18 protein-coding genes and 1 tRNA gene are annotated in these 22,467 nt (G+C 41.6%); 14 read left to right on the top strand and 5 right to left on the bottom strand.

All coding sequences use genetic code 11. From position 1 onward, the window contains the following. Positions 1–10: 10 nt before the first annotated feature. Positions 11–559 (top strand): bifunctional pyr operon transcriptional regulator/uracil phosphoribosyltransferase PyrR, encoded by a 549-nt coding sequence (gene pyrR / locus BLQ57_RS12810; protein ID WP_087940265.1) that lies wholly within the window; start codon positions 11–13, stop codon positions 557–559. A 3-nt stretch (positions 560–562) separates the two neighbouring features. Further along, entirely contained in the window at positions 563–1,489 is a 927-nt protein-coding gene (locus tag BLQ57_RS12805) for an aspartate carbamoyltransferase catalytic subunit (RefSeq protein ID WP_087940264.1), read from the top strand. A 90-nt stretch (positions 1,490–1,579) separates the two neighbouring features. On the opposite strand, the gene BLQ57_RS12800 is transcribed toward BLQ57_RS12805, so the two are convergent. Then, the gene (locus BLQ57_RS12800) at positions 1,580–2,188 is read right to left on the bottom strand and encodes a hypothetical protein (protein WP_087940263.1); all 609 of its coding nucleotides are present in this window, start codon (positions 2,186–2,188) and stop codon (positions 1,580–1,582) included. 97 nt (positions 2,189–2,285) lie between these two features. Here BLQ57_RS12800 and BLQ57_RS12795 point away from each other — a divergent pair, with 97 nt between their 5' ends. From BLQ57_RS12795 to BLQ57_RS12780, 4 genes are all read left to right on the top strand, one after another. After that, positions 2,286–3,008 (top strand): ABC transporter ATP-binding protein, encoded by a 723-nt coding sequence (locus BLQ57_RS12795; RefSeq protein WP_087940262.1) that lies wholly within the window; start codon positions 2,286–2,288, stop codon positions 3,006–3,008. After that, positions 2,995–4,629 carry a putative ABC exporter domain-containing protein gene (locus BLQ57_RS12790; protein ID WP_087940261.1) on the top strand — a complete coding sequence of 545 codons (1,635 nt, stop codon included), beginning with the start codon at positions 2,995–2,997 and terminating at the stop codon, positions 4,627–4,629. The genes BLQ57_RS12795 and BLQ57_RS12790 overlap by 14 nt, the downstream gene beginning before the upstream one ends. A 136-nt stretch (positions 4,630–4,765) precedes the next feature. Next, the gene (locus tag BLQ57_RS12785; RefSeq protein ID WP_087940260.1) at positions 4,766–6,133 is read left to right on the top strand and encodes a pyridoxal-phosphate dependent enzyme; all 1,368 of its coding nucleotides are present in this window, start codon (positions 4,766–4,768) and stop codon (positions 6,131–6,133) included. Positions 6,134–6,140: 7 nt separating this feature from the next. Then, a complete protein-coding gene (locus tag BLQ57_RS12780) occupies positions 6,141–6,818 on the top strand; it encodes a DUF2189 domain-containing protein (protein ID WP_087940259.1) in 678 nt (225 codons plus the stop codon). Here BLQ57_RS12780 and BLQ57_RS12775 read toward each other — a convergent pair. Further along, positions 6,796–7,524 carry a lysophospholipid acyltransferase family protein gene (locus tag BLQ57_RS12775; RefSeq protein WP_317042231.1) on the bottom strand — a complete coding sequence of 243 codons (729 nt, stop codon included), beginning with the start codon at positions 7,522–7,524 and terminating at the stop codon, positions 6,796–6,798. The two genes, BLQ57_RS12780 and BLQ57_RS12775, sit on opposite strands and share 23 nt — an antisense overlap. 507 nt (positions 7,525–8,031) lie before the next feature. On the opposite strand from BLQ57_RS12775, the gene rpsA reads away from it, so the two are divergent. Continuing rightward, the gene (gene rpsA / locus BLQ57_RS12770) at positions 8,032–9,801 is read left to right on the top strand and encodes a 30S ribosomal protein S1 (protein WP_087940258.1); all 1,770 of its coding nucleotides are present in this window, start codon (positions 8,032–8,034) and stop codon (positions 9,799–9,801) included. 57 nt (positions 9,802–9,858) lie between these two features. On the opposite strand, the gene BLQ57_RS12765 is transcribed toward rpsA, so the two are convergent. The 3 genes from BLQ57_RS12765 to BLQ57_RS12755 all read right to left on the bottom strand — a co-directional run bounded on the left by BLQ57_RS12765 (position 9,859) and on the right by BLQ57_RS12755 (position 12,796). Next, positions 9,859–12,072 carry a xanthine dehydrogenase family protein molybdopterin-binding subunit gene (locus BLQ57_RS12765; protein ID WP_087940257.1) on the bottom strand — a complete coding sequence of 738 codons (2,214 nt, stop codon included), beginning with the start codon at positions 12,070–12,072 and terminating at the stop codon, positions 9,859–9,861. Positions 12,073–12,075: 3 nt separating this feature from the next. Further along, entirely contained in the window at positions 12,076–12,540 is a 465-nt protein-coding gene (locus BLQ57_RS12760) for a (2Fe-2S)-binding protein (protein ID WP_087940256.1), read from the bottom strand. A 185-nt stretch (positions 12,541–12,725) separates the two neighbouring features. Then, a tRNA-Cys gene (locus tag BLQ57_RS12755) sits at positions 12,726–12,796 on the bottom strand. Between the two features lie 365 nt (positions 12,797–13,161). Here BLQ57_RS12755 and BLQ57_RS12750 point away from each other — a divergent pair. The 7 genes from BLQ57_RS12750 to BLQ57_RS12720 are packed head-to-tail and all read left to right on the top strand — an operon-like array spanning position 13,162 to position 22,466. Further along, positions 13,162–14,424, top strand: a complete 1,263-nt coding sequence (locus BLQ57_RS12750; protein ID WP_087940255.1) for a c-type cytochrome — start codon at positions 13,162–13,164, stop codon at positions 14,422–14,424. Between the two features lie 36 nt (positions 14,425–14,460). Then, the gene (locus BLQ57_RS12745) at positions 14,461–17,547 is read left to right on the top strand and encodes a TAT-variant-translocated molybdopterin oxidoreductase (RefSeq protein WP_087940254.1); all 3,087 of its coding nucleotides are present in this window, start codon (positions 14,461–14,463) and stop codon (positions 17,545–17,547) included. Between the two features lie 17 nt (positions 17,548–17,564). Further along, the gene (gene nrfD, locus BLQ57_RS12740; RefSeq protein ID WP_087940253.1) at positions 17,565–18,929 is read left to right on the top strand and encodes an NrfD/PsrC family molybdoenzyme membrane anchor subunit; all 1,365 of its coding nucleotides are present in this window, start codon (positions 17,565–17,567) and stop codon (positions 18,927–18,929) included. Positions 18,930–18,931: 2 nt separating this feature from the next. After that, positions 18,932–19,462, top strand: a complete 531-nt coding sequence (locus tag BLQ57_RS12735) for a DUF3341 domain-containing protein (RefSeq protein WP_087940252.1) — start codon at positions 18,932–18,934, stop codon at positions 19,460–19,462. 13 nt (positions 19,463–19,475) lie between these two features. Beyond that, complete coding sequence (locus BLQ57_RS12730; protein WP_087940251.1) at positions 19,476–20,102, top strand: c-type cytochrome; 627 nt, start codon at positions 19,476–19,478, stop codon at positions 20,100–20,102. 2 nt (positions 20,103–20,104) lie between these two features. Next, positions 20,105–21,400, top strand: coding sequence for a quinol:cytochrome C oxidoreductase (locus tag BLQ57_RS12725; RefSeq protein ID WP_087940250.1), 1,296 nt, complete (start codon positions 20,105–20,107; stop codon positions 21,398–21,400). A 25-nt stretch (positions 21,401–21,425) separates the two neighbouring features. After that, complete coding sequence (locus BLQ57_RS12720) at positions 21,426–22,466, top strand: cytochrome c oxidase subunit II (protein ID WP_087940249.1); 1,041 nt, start codon at positions 21,426–21,428, stop codon at positions 22,464–22,466. Position 22,467 lies beyond the last annotated feature (1 nt).

The following is a 22,467-nucleotide window of genomic DNA, read 5'->3' as shown; positions in this document are numbered from 1 at the left end:
AATCCAACCCATGCAAAAAAGGCTAGTCTTAGATCAAGAACAAATCAGCATTATCCTGCAGCGATTTTGCCATCAATTGATCGAAAACCACCATGATTTTGAGAATACGGTACTTTTGGGGCTTCAACCAAGAGGGGTAATTCTATTGGATCATTTGGCCCCTGTTCTTGAGAGAATTTCGGGTAAAAAAATCCCTTTCGGCTATCTAGATGCTACTTTTCACAGAGATGACTTCAGGAGAAGAGATTTCCCTCTGAAAGCCAATGAAACGAAAATTGATTTTCTGGTTGAAGGGAAAAATGTCATTCTTGTAGATGATGTGCTCTACAAAGGCCGAAGCGTACGTGCAGCAATGGACGCGATGATTGCTTTTGGCCGTCCGCAAAAAGTCGAACTCATGGTACTGGTGGATCGAAAACTTACCCGCGATTATCCCATCATGCCTGACTATTTTGGTATTCGAGTCAATACCCTTGAATCTCAGTATGTAGTCGTAGAATGGGCCGCGCAGGGACAGGAAAAGGATGCAGTTTGGATCACAGAGAAAGTCAAAAATTAAACCATGTCTCAACTCAGTTCCCGCCACCTACTTGGAATCAAAGACCTCAGCGCAGAGGATATACAGCTAATATTGGACACCGCTGAGAACTTCAAAGAGGTGATCAATCGCCCGATCAAAAAGGTGCCTTCTCTCAGGGATATTACTATTGCCAATGTGTTTTTTGAAAATTCTACGCGAACTCGACTTTCTTTCGAATTGGCAGAGAAAAGACTTTCGGCTGATGTGATAAACTTTTCCTCAAGCAATAGTTCTGTAAAAAAAGGGGAGACTTTGGTCGATACGGTCAATAATATCCTTTCGATGAAAGTCGATATGGTAGTGATGAGACACAGCAGTCCGGGAGCCCCACATTTTTTGGCCAGAAATGTCAAGGCCAATATAGTCAATGCCGGAGACGGTACCCATGAGCACCCTACGCAAGCCTTGCTAGATGCTTATTCTATTCGAGAAAAATTAGGTAGCCTAGAAGGTAAAAAAGTTGCCATTATTGGAGATATTTTGCATTCTCGAGTTGCGCTTTCCAATATTTTCTGCCTGCAAAAAATGGGCGCCGAAGTGATGGTCTGTGGGCCCATTACATTGATTCCTAAGTATATCGAAAGTCTTGGGGTCAAAGTGGAACTCGATGTCAAAAAAGCACTGCAATGGTGTGACGTCGCCAATGTGCTCCGTATTCAGCTCGAGCGTCAGCAAATCAAATATTTCCCCAGTTTACGTGAATACTCCTTGTATTATGGGATCAATAAAAAACTCCTTCAGCAACTCGATAAGGAAATTGTGATCATGCATCCGGGACCGATCAATCGAGGTGTGGAACTCTCCTCCGATGTGGCGGATTCGAACCATGCTATTATTTTGGAGCAGGTTCAGAATGGAGTTGCAGTCCGTATGGCAGTATTGTATTTGCTGGCTGGTGCCAAAAATTAGATATAGCCTCAAAAAAAGCGGCTGTCTTTCCTAGTTCGACAGCCGCTTTTTTGTGTTCTAAAGAATTTTTAGTCTAAAACTTTTCCTTTTTTAGATACCTCTCCATCTGCCGCCACCCATGTAAAACCCAAGGGTAAATCCAAAATATTGATTGACGGCTTCACCAATGACTTGGCCTGAAGGGTCTTGTAAATTACTGTTTGGTACAAAATTGTATTCCGCTCCAAGCCTAAACTTTCCTAGTTCGACTCCCGCTCGGACCATTGGAGCCCATTCAAAAGTCGCTTCCAAATCTCCCACATCAGTATTATCAATAGTCGTAGCATCTACTTCTACTGCGCTGAGGGCATAGTACCCAAAACCCGCACCTATAAAAGGAGCAAAGTTGCTTCCGCCATTATTGAAATAATAATCAAGTGTGCCACTAGCGGAAACATTCGCAGAAACTTCTCCTTCATAATTATCATTCAATGTTGTTATGGTTACATCTTTTGCCAAGGCTGCAATTCCCATTCGAATACCCAAATTGAGGTTGTTTGCCAAGTTGATTTTAGGTTCTAGATTAACCAATGCACCTATCCCGCCGCCTTTTGGAAGAGCAGGACCAAAATCCATCCCGAATCGAAACTTACCAGCTTGCTGAGAAAATCCGATAGTACTGATAAGGAATAAGGTAAATAATAGGATAGGCTTTTTCATGGTAATAGGGGTTTATTGTTTTTCCTGTTCAAAAAAGATTCCATTTATTACAAACTTACCCATAAGTCATTTAGTTTTAGCAAAAAATACACTTTTCATGCTTCAAGTAAAAAACCTAATCAAAAAATATGGGAAGCACTTAGCTGTCGATGACGTTTCTTTTTCATTAGATGGCGGTGAGGTAGTAGGACTTTTGGGACCCAACGGTGCGGGAAAAAGTACTACCATGAAATGCATCGTGGGATTGCTGCGCAAGACTTCCGGAGAGATTACAATCGGCGGCCACGATCACTTATCAGTGGAGGCTAAGCGGTTTTTTAGTTATATCCCCGAGACGCCTTATGTATATGATTTGCTGACCGTGAGGGAGCATTTGCAATTTATAGCTCAAGCCTATGGTGTCACGGATTGGAAAGAAAAAGGGGAACAACTTTTGGATACTTATGATCTCATAGATAAAGCCGATAAACTGGGAAGAGATTTGTCTAAAGGGATGAGGCAGAAAGTGTCTATCTGCTGTGCGCTTCTCCCGGACCCGAAAGTTTTATTTTTTGATGAGCCCATGATTGGATTGGATCCTAAAGCCATCAAAAATACCAAGCGGATTTTTGCCAATCTCAAAGAAGCAGGGAAAACCATTTTAGTCAGTACACACTTGATTGATTCAGTGGAGACGATAGCTGATCGGATTATGATCATGAAAGATGGGAAAATACTTGGCAATGATACCATAGCCAATCTCAAGCGACAATTTGTGAGTCCAGAAAATGAAAGTTTGGAGGATATATTTTTAGAATTGACCAAAGATGCAAGAGATTAAGCTGCTGTTTAGAAAGGATTTATTTGTCCTGAAAAACAATCTCCTTTTAATTCTAAAAAACCCACTTCGTCTTCTTCCTTATGGGGGAATGCTTGCTTATTTCATCTTTATCTACACCATGCGGATCAAGGACAGAAATAAGGATGAGGTGTCACTACCCGAGCTCGGATCGGATGGATTGCCGGAAGTTGATTTTGCTGCGCAAAATATAATTGGCGGGATCACCGTACTGGTTTTGATTTTTTTTATTTATCAACTCTTTAGAGCCACTAAGAAAAACGTGAGTTTTTTTACGATGGCAGATGTGAATTATTTATTTACAAGTCCGGCAAAGCCCCAAAATATATTAATTTATTACATGGCGAGGTCTATTTTACCTTCCTTGGGCGGTAGTATTATCTTTTTGGTGTATGGTGCAAGTCAAATGGCTGGTACATTTGATTTTACGCCGCTTAATCTCTTCTTTTTGCTGTTAAGTTTTGCCTTGTTTTTCTTTTTACTTTCTCCTATTCGGTTTTTGGTTTATACTCTTCACACCAAATACGATTTGATGGAAGCCATGAAAAATGGAGTGGTAGTCATGGCTGTTCTGTTGGGTCTATTGGTTTTGATACCGGGATTAATGGCAGACAAGTTTTGGCAGGGAATGTTTTCTTGGATTGCTTCGCCTTGGTTTGACCTCTTTCCTTTTGTGGGATGGAGTAGAGGAATGATGACTTTTATTTTTCATGGCAATGTACTTTTGGCGAGTGCATTTCTAGGCCTGTATGTCCTGGCTTATTATGCAATTGTTCGTTTGGTAATACAGTTTTCGGGCTATTATTATGAAGATGTATTGGAGGCAACCAAAACCAATGAGGAGCAGCGAGATAAAGTCAAAGGAAAAAAAGAAACCTCTGAAGGTGCTTTTAGCCTCAATGCAAAAAAGCAGTTGGCACTTTCGGATTTTGGAGTTGGAGCAAAAGCATTTTACTGGCGGGGCTATGTGCATGCAAGTCGTCAAGATTTTCATCCCCTTTTTGGAGTTTACAGCTTAGTTTTGGTCGGTTTGGGGGTTGGTTTGGCTGTTTTCTCCCGATTTGATTGGTTTACCCACAAGGTTCTCAACTTCTATCTTATTGGCCTTTTGGGGTTTTATTTTCTGGCAGGTATTGGTAGGACTTCAGTGGGGGACCTGAAAAAGCCATACTTTTTTCTGATCCCAGCAAGTTGGTCAGCCAAATTCTGGAATGTGATCAAACTGGACCTCATTCAGATTCTGCTTTTTGCAGTAGCGATGGTGGTCCCGTCTGTTTTGATTGCAGATTTGCATCTTTTGGTGATTCCGCTGTTTACAGCCGCTATTTTGATCTCCTACCTTATCGGGCTAGCTATAAATCTGATCCCTCAAATCGCATTGGAAGAAAGTTGGGACAAAAAGCTGATCAAACCGCTCTTAATCGGAGGGGTTTTCCTTTTTGGGATTATACCGACGCTGATTTTTGCAGTGGCTATTTTTATTATTTTGAAGCAGTTTGTGTGGGTACTTCTGGTCCTTGTTCTCGGAATGGGATTTATCTCCGCAATTTTGATTCATGTGGTATTAGATGTCTTGAAAAAGCTGGAATTTAAAGAAGTTTAGTCCTTTTTCTCTTTAGAAAAACCTAAATCAGTAAAGCGTTTTAGCCCAAATTTTATTTTGTTTTCTTCGTTAGGGGTCAAGCAGTCAAGAAAAATCCTTTAATTTTGACCAACCAAATATAACAGTATAACAGCTCATGATTTACAACTCCATCATAGAAACCATCGGTAATACCCCGATGATCCGATTAAACAAGGTAGCTAAAGACATCAAAGGAGATGTACTGGTCAAAGTAGAATACTTTAATCCAGGAAACTCCATGAAAGATAGAATGGCTATAAAAATGGTGGAGGATGCTGAAAAGGCAGGATTATTAAAGCCGGGAGGTACCATCATCGAGGGGACATCAGGAAATACGGGAATGGGATTGGCCCTAGCGGCGGTAGCAAAAGGATACAAGTGTATTTTTACTATGGCCGATAAACAGTCCAAGGAAAAAATCGATATTCTCAAAGCGGTCGGGGCTGAAGTGATCGTCTGCCCGACCAATGTGTCTCCTGAAGACCCACGGTCATACTATTCGGTTGCCCGTAAACTTAATGCAGATATTCCCAATTCCTTTTACCCCAATCAATACGACAACCTTTCCAATACCGCTGCTCATTATGAGACGACGGGTCCAGAAATCTGGAAGGATACGGATGGCAAAATCACTCATTATGCAGCTGGTGTAGGTACTGGAGGTTCTATGTGCGGGACGGCTACTTTTTTGAAGGAGCAAAACCCAGACATTATCACCGTCGGAATTGATACCTATGGTTCGGTTTTTAAGAAATATAAAGAGACAGGTGTTTTTGACGAAAAAGAAGTTTACCCCTACTTGACTGAGGGAATCGGTGAGGATATTTTGCCCAAGAATGTAAATTTTGATGTCATTGATCACTTTGTAAAAGTGACTGATAAAGATGCCGCTGTAATGACCCGTCGCTTGGCGAGGGAAGAAGGCCTATTTGTTGGCTGGTCATGCGGCTCTGCAGTTCATGGAGCACTAGAGTGGGCCAGAGAAAATCTTAAAGAAGGTGATCAGATGGTCATTATTTTACCGGATCATGGTACCCGCTACCTTGGCAAAGTGTACAATGACGACTGGATGCGCAATCATGGATTCTTAGAAGATAAAACTTACTCCACTGCCCGTGATATTATAGCGAAGCGCCCGTCGAATTATTCTTTGATTTCGGTAAAGAAAAATGATGCAGTTAAAGAAGCGATCGCATTAATGAATAAGACTAGTGTGTCTCAGATTCCTGTGCTTGATGGAGATGAAGTAGTTGGAAGTGTCACTGATACCAAGTTGCTCAGTAAAATTATCGAAAACCCAAGTTTAAAAGACGCTTCAGTGGAGGATGTGATGGAATCTTCCATGACTTTTGTGGCTGGAAATAGTACCCTAGACGTGCTGTCTTCGATGATAGAGAAAGAGAAAGCTGTACTTGTACGAGATGGCAAAGGGCAAACTCATATCATCACCAAACACGATATTTTAGAGGCATTCACCAATTAATAGAATTTTGAAAGATCCGCGAAAAATTGAGGAAATCCTCAACAAACCCATCTATTTTGATATAGATAAAGCGCTGAAACGAGGCTGGGAACTCTTCAAAGCGGAGCCTGCTATTTTGGTCATCTACACGATTTTAGTAGTGGGGCTGTCTGGTGGGGTTTCCTTTTTGTTTGAAGACTTTTCGACCATTTTCAGCTTATTGGTGGGGCCTGCACTCACAGCGGGTTACTATTTGCTGGGCAATCGAATATCGAGAGATGACAATATTGAGTTTTCCGATAGTTTTGAGGGATTCAAGTTCTGGTTTCCGGTGGTAGTGGTGAGCCTAATCACTGGCTTGTTCACTATAGTGGGATTGATATTTTTGATTCTTCCCGGGATTTATTTGGGAGTGGCTTACAGTTTTGCGATGCCATTGGTGATATTTGGAGGCTTCGAATTCTGGACAGCTATGGAGCTTAGCCGCAAATTGATTACTAAAATCTGGTGGCGTTTTTTCCTCTTTCTATTGCTTCTCTTAGTGATCAATCTTGTCGGGGCCTTGTTTCTCTTAGTGGGGTTACTCATCACGATTCCTGCTAGTTACATGATGGTCTATGCAGCGTTTGAGGATTTAAGTGGGGATCTTTTGGATGAAGATACTTCCGGGGATAGCCCCATCTTCACTCATGAGTCAGAATCATAGCCTCTAGTCTGCCGCGGCATTTATCCGCAAATTGATTTACCGCATTTTCGGATGGGGAGGGAGGATTGATTGCTTCTGAAAAATAAATCCGCACCTTTCCCGGACGAAGCAAAATAGACCCACGCCTCATGATTCGATCTGCTCCTATGACAGCCATGGGGAGCACGGGAATTTTTGTTTCTACAGCCAATCTAAAGGCGCCTTTGTGAAAGGGGAGTAAAGTCTCCGAACTGTCGTTTCGGGTGCCTTCAGGAGCTACTACAACAGATTTACCTTGGGAAAGGATATTCACCAGTTTTTTGATGCTTTCTTTTCTCGATTCGGTAGACGTTCGATCTACCCAAATGGCCAGCTTGCCAACCACCCAGCCAAAAAATGGAATTTTGGATAATTCTTTTTTACCCAAAGCTCGAAGTACCTGGGGAATGGCCATCGGGATTACAGGGGCATCGATAAAGGAGCGGTGGTTGAAGATATAAATATAGGTCCTCTTTAAATCGATGTGTTCTCGTCCTTCTATTTGAAAGTGAATGCCAGAGAGAAAAGACCATATTCCAGCCCAAAACCTAATAAAAATAAAAGAAATTCGGTCTCCTTTGTCTGAAAGCAGGATCGGCAAAACGATAAATACTCCAAATACCAGCATTAAAGCTATAAATAAAAGTGCTGAATAAATGGTATAAATCCATTGAAATAGCTTAATCATTCCGAAAATTACTTATTTTTGGGTTCGTAATAATCCTTTCACTCTTTGCTTGCAAAGCCCCACAAGAATAAAATCTTGATGGGGCTTTTTTTCAGTTCAAAAATAGAACTTCCACAAATAGAATACCCATATAGACAACAAGAAGCTCTATTTTTTTAAAGGCCTCGCCCCTTTGCTTGGATTAATTCTATTGGGTTTTTAGTAGTTTGAATGTTAAATCGGTGGACTTACTCTTTATCTTGCACAGGTAGTTAGTCTAAGGTGAATTTTTTTGGTGTAGCGCTAAGACATTTCATCTGATGTGGAAAGAAGGTTTTACCATGCGTACGACTACGGAAGATCATATTTTTCAACACAGCTTTCTTGAAATTACAGAAAATCAGTACCTTTGCAGTCCGTTCGGGTGAGCGGCATGTTTTAGAATGTTCTAAAGCATTGATTTACAACTAAAAAACCACTGTTTCATGACCCGGAAACAGCCGGGATTTTCAGGGTCATTTACTTATTATGTCTAACAAAGAAGATTTTAACTGGGAAAACTTCGAAACCAAAGGATTCGGAGAAGGCTATTCTAAAGATCAGCGAGAGCAGATGGCCGCCATGTACGAAGGTACATTGAATGAGATCACAGAAAAAGAAGTGATCAAAGGTACCGTAGTAGGTGTGAACGAGAAGGACGTGATCATCAACATCGGCTTCAAATCCGACGGATTAGTTCCTATCAGTGAATTCCGTGATCTGGAATCAATCAAGCCTGGGGATGAAGTGGAAGTATTTATCGAAGAGCAGGAAAATGCACTCGGTCAATTAATCCTTTCCCGTAAAAAAGCAAAAATCGTCAAAGCTTGGCAGGATATCGAAAGCGCTTTCGAAAATGACAGCGTGATCGAAGGTCTAGTGAAGCGTAGAACTAAAGGTGGTTTGATCGTAGATATCTACGGTGTAGAAGCCTTCTTGCCAGGTTCTCAAATTGACGTGAAGCCTATCAGAGATTTTGATATCTATGTAGGTAAGAAAATGGAAGTGAAAGTGGTGAAAATCAACCACGCTAACGATAACGTAGTCGTTTCTCACAAAGTCTTGATAGAAAAAGACCTAGAGAAGCAAAAAGCGGAAATCCTCAACAACCTGGAAAAAGGTCAGGTGTTGGAAGGCGTAATCAAGAACATGACCAACTTCGGTGTATTCATCGATTTGGGTGGTGTGGATGGATTGCTTCACATTACCGATATCTCTTGGGGACGTATCAACCATCCGGAGGAAGTACTCGAGTTGGATCAGAAGGTTCAGATCGTGGTATTGGACTTCGACGAAGACAAGAAGAGAATTTCTTTAGGTATGAAGCAATTGACAGCTCATCCTTGGGATTCCTTGGCTTCCAATTTGGAAGTGGGATCAAGAGTACAAGGCAAGATCGTCAATGTAGCTGACTACGGTGCCTTCCTAGAATTGGCTCCTGGAGTAGAAGGTTTGATCCACGTTTCTGAAATGAGCTGGTCTCAACACTTGAGAAATCCAGCCGACTTTGTTAAAGTGGGTGACGAAATCGAAGCTGTAGTCTTAACTTTGGATAAGGATGATCGTAAGATGTCTTTAGGAATCAAGCAATTGACCGAAGATCCATGGACTAAGGGCGATATGTCTACTAAATATTCCGTAGGTACCAAGCACAAAGGCGTGGTAAGAAACTTGACCAACTTTGGTCTTTTCCTAGAATTGGAAGAGGGAATCGACGGATTGGTTCACGTATCTGACCTTTCTTGGACTAAGAAAATCAAGCATCCATCTGAGTTTGTGAAAGTAGGAGATGAGCTAGAAGTAGCTGTTCTTGAGCTTGACGTAGACAACAGAAGATTGGCTCTTGGTCACAAGCAGTTGGAAGAGAATCCTTGGGATACTTTCGAAACTGTATTCCCAATCGGTTCTGATCACAAGTGTACTGTAGTTTCTAAAAACGATAAAGGTGCTGTACTTGAGCTGCCTTACGGATTAGAAGGATTTGCTACTTCTAAAAACTTGGAGAAAGCTGACGGTTCACAAGTAGAAGTAGGCGAATCGCTTGACTTCAAAGTGATGGAATTCTCCAAGGATGACAAGCGAATTGTTCTTTCCCATACGGCTATCTTCCGTGAGGATGTGAAGCCTGCGCCAGCTCCTAAGAAGCCAGCGAAGAAGAAAGAAGATGCTGCTGATAATTCTCCTGCTGAAAAATCTACCTTAGGTGATTTGGATGCTTTGGCAGAATTGAAAGAGAAAATGGAAGGCGGAAAGAAGTAATTTCTCAGACGCTAAGGCAATAAATTGAAAGTGGCTACCGAAAGGTGGCCACTTTTTTTATGCCTCGAAGTACTCCTTCAAGGGCAGTTTTCTGACCCGCCTACCCAAAGCTGAGGAAAGGGCATTGACAATCGCAGCGGCGACTGGGCCTTGGGCTGCTTCCCCGGCGCCAAGTGGTTTTTCTTCTGGCCGATTGATGATGTGCACCTCGATTTCGGGAATGGAATTGGCTCTCAAAATCGGATAAGAACTCCAGTCCTTGCTTTGAATCCCTTCCGAGTCAAATTTAACTTGTTCCAAAATGGTCCAACTGGCAGACTGAATCATTCCACCTTCAGTTTGGTTTTTGAGTCCGTCTGGATTAATGCATTGGCCTGACTCGATTACACCCGTTAGTTTTTTTAAGCGAAACTTCTTGGAATCAGAAGCAGGTTCGATTTCAGCCAATACTGCGAAATAAGAAGCTGAATTTTTATACTTGGCAAAGGCGATTCCAAAAGTAGATTTTTCATTCAAAGATTTTTCGTTCCAGTTGGTTTCAGTTTTGAGCTTTTCCAAAACTGCAATTGCACGTTGGTCTTTCAGATTGTTGATTCGAAAGTCAAAAGGATCCTGATTGGCTAGTTGGGTCAGTTCATCCATAAAACATTCCAAGGCAAAAATATTCCCATAAGCGCCTAAGCTCCTCAAGGCAGAAGTTCGTAAAGGTCCGTCGTAATTTGACAGCAGGATTTGGACATGGGGAATGTCATAAAGTGGAGGAGCATTGCGATAGGAACCTCCTGAAAAACCACTTTTTTCAAATTCAAAAGGGTTTTCCAGGTGCCTTGCCGAAATGTAGTGACCGGCTCGTCCATTGGGTCGGGTACTGTGTGCATCCGACCAGATGTGACTGTTCCAAGCGATAATATTTCCTTTCTCATCTACAGCTGCCTCCAGTTTTACTTGCATGGCCGTGCCATAAGGTTCCCACTGATGCTCGTCTTCCCGCATCCATTGGAGACGAACTGGGATATCTGGTATTTGTTTGGCGATTAAAGACGCTTCTGCCGAGACATCATCGGCGCTATTGTGTCCATAACAACCTGAGCCTGGCATTCCGATACAGCGAATGGATTCTTTTTCTAAATTCAATAAATCTGCCAGCGTATTTTGTAAAGGATAGACACCCTGAGTCGGAGACCAAACCGTCAGGTTCCCGTTTTCCCATTTTGCCACGGCACAACCTGTACCCATAGAACCATGTATGTGATAGGGTTTTTGGTAGATAGCAGAGATTTTTTTGGAGGACCGGCTTAAAACGTCCGAACTATTTCCTTTGGATTCTACCTCTACCGGATTTTGGGAGGTTTGTTCCATGTGCTCAAAGAGCGCAGATGGATCAACCGAAATTTCACTTTTTTCCCATTCCGCCAATTCTTTGGCTTTTTGCCATGCTTTGACAGCCTGATATTCTCTTCGAGCAACAATTGCCACGAAGCTTCCATCGATGATTACTTTTTTGACTCCATCGATCTTTAGAATTTCATTAGTGTTCAGTTTTCGAAGCATGGAACCGTAAACTGGAGGATGAAGGACTCTTGCATGGAGCATACCGGGAAGCCGGAGATCATGGACAAAATGCGCATTACCTCTAACCAAGTTTTCGATGTCGGCCCTTGGGATGGATTTTCCTACGATTTGATGAGTTTTCGGGTCTTTAAAAGGGGCTTGGTCATTTACCTTTTCCTCTATAAATCTCCCTTCCAATAAATCCCAGTAGCTGATTTTTTGGTTTTGGGGGCCAGTTAAGTTTCCTGATTTAACTTTTATTTGATCTTCAGATATATTCCATTTTTTGGATGCCTCTCTGATCAAAACCCGTTTTGCGTTAGCGGCAGCTTGTCGGATGGCGGTTCCACTTCCCTCTACCGAGTTGCTGCCGGCAGTATAGCCTTCATTGGCAGTTTGCCCTGTATCTCCATTGATGATATGACAAATTTCAAAAGGTACTTCAAGTTCTTCTGCTGCAATTTGAAGCAGAGCCGTTCGGATTCCCTGTCCCAATTCCTGCTTCCCGGTGAGTACAGTTACATGACCGCTTGCATCGAGCCTTATCCAAGAATCGATGATATCACGACCTGCATGAGGTCTCTCAGGAATGCCATCGTATAGCAATTTAGGATTAGGGTCTTCTTTAGGATTACACTGAATCAGAGGAAAAAGATTGAACCCAATCAGGAGTTGCCCTGAGGTTTTAAGAAAATTTCTTCTATGGATGGATAGGGACATGGACTATTGAATTTTTTTGGCAGCAAGTTGAACAGCCTTGAAAAAACGGGAGTGGGTACCACATCTGCATAGTACTGTTTGAAGTGAGGCTCTGATTTGCTCCTCACTGGGATTTGGATTTTCTCGCAAAAGACCTACGGTGGCGATCAACATTCCATTCAGACAATAGCCGCATTGTGCTGCTTGGGTCTCAATAAATGCCTCTTGAACAGGATGAAGATGATTTTCATTTTCTAGACCTTCTATGGTCTCGATATTTTTGCTTTTAAAGTCTTTACAGGGTCTACGGCAAGTGAATTGAGCTTTACCATCGACAAGCACCATGCATGCACCACACTGATGCAGTCCACAGCCGAACTTGGCACCGTTCAGCCCAAACTCTTCTCGTAAAATATATAAAAGTGGCTCTTCAGGATCTACAGTTACTGAATGAGATGTCTTATTGAGTTGAAAATTGATAGTTTCCATTAGATCGAGTTAAAGAAGAAGTTATAAGTTAAAAAATCTTTAACCCAAAAGCTACCCCTGTTTTTTTCAGGGCGTTATTGAAGGCTGAATGGATTATGTCAGCTTTTTTCAATTACAGCGGAATGTGGGAGAAATCTGTAGGATAAAAAAAGAAAAGCATCCATTATCATGGATGCTTATTGGGGAGGTCGCGAGCGGATTCGAACCGCTGTACAAGGTTTTGCAGACCTCTGCCTAGCCACTCGGCCACGCGACCTTAATAAATCGGAATGCAAATGTAGGCATTTAACTAATTGAAGCAAAAGTGGAGGTGATAATTATTTCAAAAAGAAAAGAAGTCCTATGTAGATTGTTGATTTTTAAGTTAAAAAAAAACGTGCAAAATCTTGTTTTTTAAATGTGGACAAAAGTGAGGTTTTACAGTCTTTATTTATAAAGATTCTAAATAAATAACAAACAACAGGGGTGATACTAAAAAACTGTTTATCAGATCATTATGAGCTGTTTTATCACATGTCTAAGCAAAACTTATGCTTATAAATCTTATTTGAAAAATAAACCTCGGGTACTACCTTTGCAAGGGTTATTAAAGACCAATTAAACTATTTAATTAGCTATAATATGTTATCCAAACGCTCGTTAGTAGGGGTTCAATTGAATTTCCGCACGCTGGCAGTGCTGTTTTTCCTCTTGATCGGTACGCAAGTATTTGCGGCTGATCCGGCAGTGGTAGAAAGTGATGAAGCCATTGCAGCTGGTAAAACAGTTTTCAACGCAAACTGTAAAACCTGTCACAAACTGGACCAGAAAGCTATAGGTCCGGCATTGAGAGGAATTACCGATCGTCAGTCCATTGAGTGGGCCAAGAGTTTCATTAAGAATTCTCAAGCTGTTATTGCTTCAGGAGATGATTATGCCAATAAGTTGTACGCTGAGTACAATAACTTGATGATGCCTTCTCATGAATTTCTTAGTGATGCCGATCTTGACAACTTATTATCCTACATCGAATATGGAGATAAGGTAGATCCAGCAGCTCAAGCAGCCGCCGCAGGTACTGAAGGCGCTGTTTCAGGAGGTGGAGGAGGTATTCCGACTGAATACCTTACGATTATTGTAGTAGTCTTATTAATCGTTTTATTGTTGATTTTGATTGTGTTGGGATTGATCATTTCTGTCTTGACCAAATACATCGACAAACAAGATTTGCCTGAGGACGACAAGGAGTTTGTTTCTCAGAAATTTAATCTTGGTAAAGTTCTGAAGAGCGATGGATTCATTATCATTGTCACAGCATTAGTTGTCGCTTTGGTGGCTAAGACTGCGATTGATGGACTATATAATGTAGGTGTGCAGCAAGGATATGCGCCTACGCAGCCAATAGCTTATTCTCATGCACTTCATGCGGGTACTTTAGAAATCGAGTGTCAGTATTGTCATACTGGTGTAGAGATTGGAAAGTCCGCTAACATCCCTTCTGCTAACATTTGTATGAACTGCCATACGCATGTACAAAATGTACAGGGCAAAGAGGGTATCTCTCCAGAAATTCAAAAAATCTACGACGCAGTAGATAACAATAAGCCAATCGAATGGGTCAGAGTACACAACCTTCCTGATTTGGCTTATTTCAACCACTCGCAACACGTGAAAGTGGGTGGTATCGAGTGTCAGACCTGTCATGGACCAATCGAAGAAATGGAAGTAGTGTATCAGCACTCTTCCTTGACAATGGGCTGGTGTATTGATTGTCACCGACAAACCGAAATTGCCGCAGATGGCAATGAATACTACGATAAGTTGGTGCAGTTGCACTCTGACTCCAAAGATGCTCTGAAAGTGAAAGACATCGGCGGCCTTGAGTGTGCAAAGTGCCACTATTAATTTATCTAATTCGCAAATTCATTCCTAGATCATAAAATGAAGGAAACTAAAAAAACATACTGGAAAGGGCTGGAGCAGCTCAAAAATGATCCAGAGTTTGTAAAGCATGCCGACAGGGAATTCCCCGAGCTTCCTTCCGCATTGGGCGAGGATGGCAGTGCTTCCAGAAGAGATTTTCTAAAAGTGATGGGCTTTAGCCTTGCAGCAGCTTCCTTAGCTGCCTGTGAAGCTCCTATCAGAAAGGCTATTCCTTATGTGAATAAGCCAGTAGATATCAACCCTTCTATTCCTAATTATTACGCTTCTACATTTGCATCCGGTGGTGATTATGCCTCTGTGGTGGTAAAAACACGGGAAGGAAGACCTATCAAAATTGATGGAAATGAGCTTTCACCTATAAACAAAGGAAAAGTAAATGCTATCGTAGAAGCTTCAGTGCTTTCTTTGTATGATAAGCATCGGCTTACAGGACCATCTGTCAATGGGGAGAAGACCGATTGGGCAGCAGTAGATGCCCAGGTGAAATCTTCTCTTGCAGGAGCTGGTTCTATCAAAATCGTAACCAATACTATTCTGTCTCCATCCACGGAGAAGGCGCTAGATCAATTTTCAGAAGCTTTCGGTAATGTGGAAGTAATCACATATGATCCATTATCCAATTATGGTATCAGTAAGGCTGCAGAAAGTTTCTATGGAGAGGCTGTAATCCCTTCCTATCACTTTGACAAGTCTAAGACGATTGTTTCTTTTGGAGCAGATTTCCTAGGTACTTGGATTTCCCCTATTGAGTTTGCTGGTCAATACGCCAAAACCCGAAAGATTAGCAAAGAAAGACCTGAGATGTCCAGGCACTATCAGTTTGAGTCCAATCTGTCAATGACTGGTGCTAATGCTGATTACAGAACGCCCATTAAAGCTTCTCAGAGCGGTTTGGCCGTTTTAGCTTTGTATAATCTTATTGCTAGAAAAGCCGGTGCTTCTACAGTTTCAGCTCCTGCGATGGAACTTACGCATTTAGATAAAGCTGCCAATGACCTTTGGGCTTCAAGAGGAGCCTCACTGGTAGTTTCAGGATCAAATGATCCCAATGTTCAGATTGTGATCAATGCAATCAATGAATTGTTAGGAAATAACGGTGTAACGGTAGACTTCTCCTCTCCTGTTTTCTTTAGAAAAGGGGATGATGCCAAAATGAATCAGTTTGTAACTGATTTGAATGGTGGCAGAGTAGGTGCTGTGGTATTCTACAACTGTAATCCAGTATATGATCACGCTAGAGGTGCAGAAATTGCCGAGGGAATCGCCAAAGCAAAAGTTAGCATTTCTACCAATGGCACTCCAGATGAGACCGCTTCTTTGGTTCAGGTTCAAGCACCAGATCATCACTTTTTAGAGTCTTGGAATGATTTTCAACCAAAAGCGGGTCATTATTCATTGGCCCAGCCTACAATTTCTCCTTTGTTTGATACACGTCAAGCTCAGGACTCCTTCTTGGCTTGGTCTGGAAGTACTATGAATTATTATGATTTTCTTCAGCAAAACTGGAGAGAATCTCTTTACGATATCGCTGGTGAGGGAGCTCCTTTCCAGGAATTCTGGGACAGATCTCTTTTTAATGGTGTATTGAGTGTGCCCACATCAGAACCAACAGCTCTAACAGCTAAAGGCGATGTCTCTGCTGCAGCATCTGCTGTGGCCAGCGCTTACAGTGCAGATAACTCCGCTCCTGAGTTGGTAGTTTATTCTAAAGTAGGTATAGGTAACGGTACATTTGCCAATAACCCTTGGCTTCAGGAAATGCCCGACCCTATTACCAAAGCCACTTGGGACAACTACCTCACTGTATCCCAAAAATGGGCTATAGATAATGGTGTGACCATGGTAGAAGAGAATACTCAAAAGGCTTCTGTCACCGTTAATGGCAAATCACTTATCCTACCTATACTTATCCAGCCAGGTCAAGCTGAAGGTACTTTTGGTCTTGCTTTAGGTTACGGTCGTACTAAGGGCGGTCGTGTGGCCAATGGAGTAGGAGTCAATGCCTATGACTTGCTAGATAGCAGTAAAGGTTTCGTGAATTTTGACATCACTTCTGGTGTAGATGTTCAGGTAACTGGAGACAGCTACAAAATAGCCCGCACTCAGACACATCAAACTTTCATGGGGCGTGAAAACGTCATCCAAGAAGCTACTTTAGCAGATTACAAGCAAGATGCTTCTGCGGGTCGATACAAGCCTGAGATTTATAAGGACGGGGAATTTATAAAACCATCTAAAATCTCACTTTGGAAGGGACATCAATATTCACAGCACCACTGGGGCTTGGCAATTGATATGAACTCTTGTATTGGTTGCTCAGCTTGCTCTGTCGCTTGTCAAGTAGAAAACAATGTGGCTGTAGTAGGTAAGCAAGAAGTCTTGAATAGAAGAGAGATGGCTTGGATCCGTATCGATCGCTATTATTCTTCTAATGCACCAGCTGATGATTTGAAAGGAATGGAAGTAGCAGCAGGAAATCCTGAGGTGACTTTCCAGCCTATGATGTGTCAGCAGTGTAATAATGCACCATGTGAGACAGTATGTCCTGTGGCAGCAACCACTCACTCTTCAGAAGGTCTGAACCAAATGACTTATAACAGATGTATCGGTACTCGTTATTGTGCAAACAACTGTCCGTATAAGGTACGTCGATTCAACTGGTTCAAATACCATGACAACACTGATTTTGCTGGTGTAAACGTAGCTCAGAATGATGATTTGGGTAAAATGGTACTGAATCCTGATGTCACTGTCAGAGTACGTGGTGTCATGGAGAAATGCTCCATGTGTGTACAGCGAATTCAAGCCGGTAAACTTACCGCTAAGCGTGAAAAGCGTAAAGTACAGGATGGGGAAATCAATGTGGCTTGCGCTACTGCTTGTCCTACAGACGCTTTGGTTTTTGGAGATATGAATGATCCAAACAGCCGAGTTTCTAAGCTTTTGAAAATAGAGGAAAATACCACCTCAGCTTTGAAAGAAGTAGGAGAAGAAAGAGCCTATCACGTATTGGAAGAAATCAACGTGAGTCCAAACGTTTGGTACTTTACCAAAATCAGAAATAAAGATAAAAACGAAGCGTAATCATAATTTTACAAACTATGCAGGTTACTTCATCCGTACGTCAACCGTTAGTTACAGGTGGTAAAACTTACCATGATGTGACACATGACGTGTCCCGACAGGTAGAAGGTAAGCCATCAGTGGCTTGGCTTTTAGCCTTTTTAACAGCAGCAGGCGTCTTAGCTTTAGGCTCTATCGCACTTATCGCTACGCTGTGGGAAGGAATTGGAATGTGGGGATTAAATAAGACAATTGGTTGGGCTTGGGACATCACCAACTTTGTGTGGTGGGTCGGTATCGGTCACGCCGGTACTTTGATTTCAGCCGTTTTGTTGCTTTTCAGACAAAAGTGGAGAACATCTATTAACAGGGCGGCAGAGGCGATGACAATTTTCGCTGTAATTTGTGCTGCAATGTTTCCAGTTATTCACATGGGGAGACCTTGGTTAGGTGCTTATTGGGCTTTGCCTTTACCTAATACCTTTGGATCCTTGTGGGTAAACTTCAATTCTCCTTTGCTTTGGGATGTTTTTGCAATTTCAACCTACTTCTCAGTGTCTCTGGTATTCTGGTACATTGGATTGATTCCTGATTTTGCTACCATCAGAGATAGGGCCACTGGACTGAGAAAAGCTATCTATGGTGCTTTATCCTTTGGATGGGATGGTGCTGCTAAAACTTGGATGCGATACGAATCAGTATCATTGATCTTGGCAGGTTTGGCTACTCCTTTGGTACTTTCTGTTCATACGATCGTATCCTTTGACTTCGCAACTTCAGTGATTCCGGGATGGCATACTACGATCTTCCCCCCATACTTTGTGGCAGGTGCGATCTTCTCTGGATTTGCGATGGTATTGACCCTGATGATCATTACCAGAAAAGTATTCAAACTCGAAGACTACATTACCATTGGACACATTGAGTTGATGAATATTGTGATCATCATCACAGGCTCCATAGTAGGTATCGCTTACATTACGGAATTCTTTATCGCTTGGTATTCAGGAGTGGAAGCAGAACAATACGCATTTATAAATAGAGCTACTGGACCTTATTGGTGGGCATACTGGTCCATGATGACCTGTAATGTAATTTCGCCTCAGCTTTTCTGGTTCAAAAAGATCAGAACCTCCATTGCAGCTACCTTCATTTTGTCACTTGTGGTAAATATTGGGATGTGGTTTGAGCGATTTGTGATTATTGTAACTTCCCTGCATAGAGACTTCTTACCATCATCTTGGGCGATGTTTTACCCAACTTGGGCTGATGTTGGAGTTTACCTTTTCACCTTCGGTTTATTCTTCACCTTATTCTTCTTGTTCGCGAAGTTCTTCCCTGTGATCAATATGGCAGAGGTGAAATCTGTATTGAAGTCTTCATCTGAAAAACCTTTAAAATAATCATGGAAAGAGATACGCATTTTATATTGGGTGTATACGAAGACGAAGATGTCCTACTCCATGCAGTAGAGCAAGTTCGGACTTCAGGAGTCAAAATTCATGAAGTTTACTCTCCTTATCCTGTCCATGGTTTGGAGCATGTATTGGGTTACAAAAGAAGTAAGCTTCCTATTGCCGCATTTTTGTTCGGTATATTAGGTACTTCACTTGCTTTGACCATGCAGTTTTACATGATGAAGTTTGACTGGCCTATGATTATCGGAGGTAAGGATTTTGCGGCTGTACCAGATTTTATCCCGGTTACTTTCGAAATGACTGTTTTATTGGCAGCATTTGGAATGGTAGGGGTATTCATGGTTAGTTCTAATCTTAAGCCTTGGGCACAGCCTCGCATTTTCGATGTGAGAATTACTGATGACAAGCATGTCATGGCAATTGACATTGCTAATAATAGTGCTTTGGATCAGGAAAAAATCAAAGAAATATTGAAATCTTCTGGTGCAACAGAGATTAATAATAAAAGTTTTGAATAGTAATATCTGCGATATGAAGTTTGGAAAATCAATTGGTATTCTTGGTGTAGCTGCAGCAGGAATATTATTGGGTGCCTGTACAGCCGGTGGTGACAACCAAGGTTTGGAATATGCGCCTCAGATGTATCACTCTGTTGCCTATGAGCCTCTTACTCAGATTACAGATGAGACTCAAGGAGACTGGTTGTCAAATAGAGAAGATGGTAAAGGTGAATTTTACAACAGTAATATTTACAATCCTCATAACATGAACATGAGAGAGCCTGTAGCCAATACTGTTCCCAGGACCAAAGACGGGTATTTACCTTATCGTCTGAAAGCGTTTGAATTGGAAGAAGCCGCCTTAATCGAAAATCCAGTGGAGCTTACTGATGCAGTTTTGGATGAGGGAGAGACGCTTTACATTCAATATTGTTCTACTTGCCACGGAAAAGGTGGAGAAGGAGATGGTAAAGCTGGAGAAATCATCGGTGGTGTCGCCAACCTTAAAGGTGGTGCATACATAAATCTTCCTGAAGGCCACATTTTCCATGTGATCACCAAGGGTAAAGGTAGAATGGGAGCGCATGGTTCTCAAATCACTCCTGAGAGTCGATGGAAGATCGTTCATTATGTTAAACAAGAAATTCAGAAGCAATAATCATGGCTCACGACGTACAGAATTATAATTTGGATCAAAAATTTGATTTCAATGCGGGCATCAAAAAGTCAATCATGACTGTTTTGATTATTGGTGCTGTTTTACTTGCTATAGGTGTAGTGATGTCTATGATGGGGGGCGGTCATGCTGAAGAAGGTGCTGAGGCAAGTGGACATGCTTTTCATTGGTATGAGAGATTATTTGCTAATATCTGGATCAATAATGTTTATTTCACAGGGATTGCCATCGTAGGTGTATTCTTTTTTGCCATTCAGTATGCTGCTCAAGCAGGCTGGTCAGCACCTATCACTAGAGTTATGCTAGCTCTTGGTAATTGGTTGCCATTTGCTGCTGTATTAATGGTGGTTGGCTTCTTTGTAATGGGACACAATTTGTTTCATTGGTGGCATGCAGAACTATTCGATCCCAATTCCTCTGAATATGACTCCATTATAGATGGAAAAGGTGCTTTCTTCTACTGGCCTTTAGAAAAAGGAAGCTTCCCAATTTTCTATATTGCGCGGATGGTTATTTTCTTTGGATTTTGGATTTTCTTCTTCAATAAGTTTAAGAAAATTTCAGCTGCTGAAGATCAACTAGGTGGTACTCAGCATTGGTTTAAAATGAGAAGTTGGTCCGCTTATTTCTTGGTTTTCTTTGCGGTATCATCTTCGATCGCAGCATGGGACTGGGTGATGTCAATTGACACGCACTGGTTTTCAACGCTATTTGGTTGGTATGTGTTTTCTTCTTGGTTTGTTGCCGCTCTTTCAGCGATTACTCTTATCACGATTTTCTTAAAGGGAAAAGGATATTTGGAAATGGTCAATGAAAACCATATTCACGATTTAGGAAAATTTGTTTTCGGTTTTTCTATTTTCTGGACGTATCTGTGGTTTTCGCAGTTTTTATTGATTTATTATGCCAACATACCTGAAGAATCAGTTTATTTCGTTGAGAGATTGACAAGTGATGTGTATGGACCGTTCATTTTTGTAAATATTGGTCTGAACTTTGTCCTTCCGTTCTTAGTTTTAATGACAAGAGATTCTAAAAGACATGGTGTGTTCTTAAAATTAGTCTGCACCTTGTTGATTTTCGGTCACTGGATTGATTTCGTATTGATGGTTCAGCCTGGTACGCTTGGACACAATGGTGGAATTGGATTGATGGAAATCGGAATGCTCTTAGTATTTGGTTCAGTTGTGGCGTTGGTTGTGTTAGGAGGACTAGCCAAAGGAAACTTGATTCCTAAAAATCACCCAATGCTTGAAGAAAGCTATCATCATCACATTTAAAATAAATAATCCTAAATAGTTTCATATGTACGGGTTTCTAATTGCAGTTGGTGTTCTATTGTTACTCTCCATCATTTGGATGGTTTATAGAATTCAAACGCTAGTATCGGTTGTAAAAGGGTCAGATAAAAAGATCGCCTCGGGTAGCAATAAGGTTAATGCTTTCTTGTTTGTGGTATTTCTTGTCGCTATAGGTGGGTTAATGTTTTGGTATTCAATTAAGGAATTTGATAACTACCAACTTCCTATTGGTTCTGAACACGGTGTAGTCACAGATCAATTGTTCTGGGTTACAATGGCTGTCACAGGCGTGGTCTTTATAATTACTCACATTTTGCTATTTATTTTTCCATATAAATATCAGTATCAAGAAGGCAGAAAAGCCTCTTTCTATCCTGATAATAACAAATTGGAAATTATTTGGACAGTAGTTCCTGGTGTGGTACTAGCAGGTTTGGTTATTTCTGGATGGATGGCTTGGTCAGACATCACGGCTCCTGCACCCGAAAACGCCCACGTAGTAGAAATTATGGGTTATCAATTTGCCTGGGATATTCGATATCCGGGTAAGGATAATGTTTTAGGAGATTATGATTATCGACTTACCTCGGCTCAAAATTCTATGGGAATTGATTTTACGGACAAAAATTCAGTAGATGATTTTCCATCTCCTGTAGTGGTGATACCCAAAGGTGAGCCTGTATTGTTCAAAATTAGAGCTAGGGATGTGCTACATTCAGTCTTTGCACCTCATATGAGATTAAAAATGGATGCGGTCCCAGGTATGCCTACTAGATTCTGGTTTGTACCTACAAAAACTACCGCGGAAATGCGAGAGGAACTCGGTAATCCAGACTTTAATTATGAAATCGCTTGTACCGAGATTTGTGGTAGAGGTCACAACAGCATGCGTCGTGTGATCGAGGTAGTGGAGCCTGCAGCTTATCAAAAGTGGGTATCCGAACAAAAAACTTTCATTCAAACGAATCCTGCACTGGCAGAGGGGATAGAAGTTGAGGTGAAGGAAGTGGCAGAAATTCAAATAGAAAGTACTAACAACAAATAAA

This window comes from Algoriphagus faecimaris (genome assembly GCF_900101705.1).
GTDB lineage: Bacteria > Bacteroidota > Bacteroidia > Cytophagales > Cyclobacteriaceae > Algoriphagus > Algoriphagus faecimaris.
Note: the sequence above shows the minus strand (reverse complement) of the source record. Positions and strands in the feature narration are given on the sequence as shown.